We start from the raw sequence: 1,083 nt of genomic DNA, 5'->3' as shown, positions 1-1,083 counted from the left end.
GTGACCGCCGTGCCTGTGTTTTGTCTTCACCGACCGGTGCGGCATCGTCATTGGCTGCAACGGGAATATCGCTTAGAGCCTGTTCCAAAAAGGATTGAGCGATTTCAGTAGGTTATGATTCAATCGGATTGCTTACATTCGATGGAGATTATGATGGCCTGGACTGCAACCGCTCGGCAACAATATGGACGACGCAACGCGCGCTATGCAAGCGATTTAACGGATGCGGAATGGACTGTCATCGAACCGATGATGCCTGCACCGAGCCGTCTCGGACGCCCTCGCAAGACGGATTTGCGAGAGGTGGTAAATGCGCTGCTTTATATTGCTTCATCAGGTGGCGCATGGCGGCTTTTGCCCACGGACTTCCCACCATTTTCCACGGTGCAAAAATACTTTTATCGATGGCGAGATGAAGGGATGCTGCGCACGATCAACAACGCGCTCGTGATGACAGCACGCGCGTTGACCGGAAAGCAGCCCAGCCCTACCGCTGGCGTGATCGATAGCCAGTCAGTAAAATCCACGGAAAGTGGCGGAATACGGGGCTTTGACGCGGGAAAAAAGATCAACGGTCGCAAGCGTCATATTGTGGTTGATACCCTCGGCTTGATGGTTGGTCTGGTGATCCATTCTGCGGGTATTCAAGACAGAGATGGTGCACCTGATGTCTTGAAAACCATCCTCAAACGCTGGCCGTGGTTACGGCATATCTTTGCTGATGGTGGATACGCAGGACCCAAGCTCAAAAACAGGTTGGAAAAGGTCGGAAAATTTACGCTGGAAATCGTCAAACGATCCGATCACGCTGAGGGCTTCAAACTCTTACCACGCCGATGGGTGGTCGAGCGGACGTTTGCATGGCTGGGACGTTGCCGTAGATTGGCCAAAGATTTCGAGAAAACCGTCGCGTCTGCTGAAGCCTGGGTCTACATCGCAAACATCCGCCTGCTCACCCGGCGCATCGCAAGAGCCTGATATCGTTACATTCATTATGATTCAGGCTCTTAGATCGCCCAGGTCGAGCGTTGCCTGGGCCGGATCGATGATCGTCATCTTCTCCGACTTCGTCCCGAAGAGCTG

1 protein-coding gene is annotated in these 1,083 nt (G+C 53.3%); it reads left to right on the top strand.

Features of this window, described 5'->3' with window-relative positions:
• Window positions 1-153 precede the first annotated feature (153 nt).
• Entirely contained in the window at window positions 154-978 is an 825-nt protein-coding gene (locus tag KWJ32_RS28110) for an IS5 family transposase (protein WP_210251641.1), read from the top strand.
• Window positions 979-1,083: the final 105 nt, after the last annotated feature.

The organism is Ochrobactrum sp. BTU2 (genome assembly GCF_024539785.1).
In the GTDB taxonomy this organism is placed as follows: domain Bacteria; phylum Pseudomonadota; class Alphaproteobacteria; order Rhizobiales; family Rhizobiaceae; genus Brucella; species Brucella anthropi.
Note: the sequence above shows the minus strand (reverse complement) of the source record. Positions and strands in the feature narration are given on the sequence as shown.

Coding starts and splice junctions, on each gene's coding strand:
- KWJ32_RS28110 (WP_210251641.1), top strand. CDS start 154: ATGGCCTGGACTGCAACCGCTCGGCAACAATATGGACGACGCAACGCG.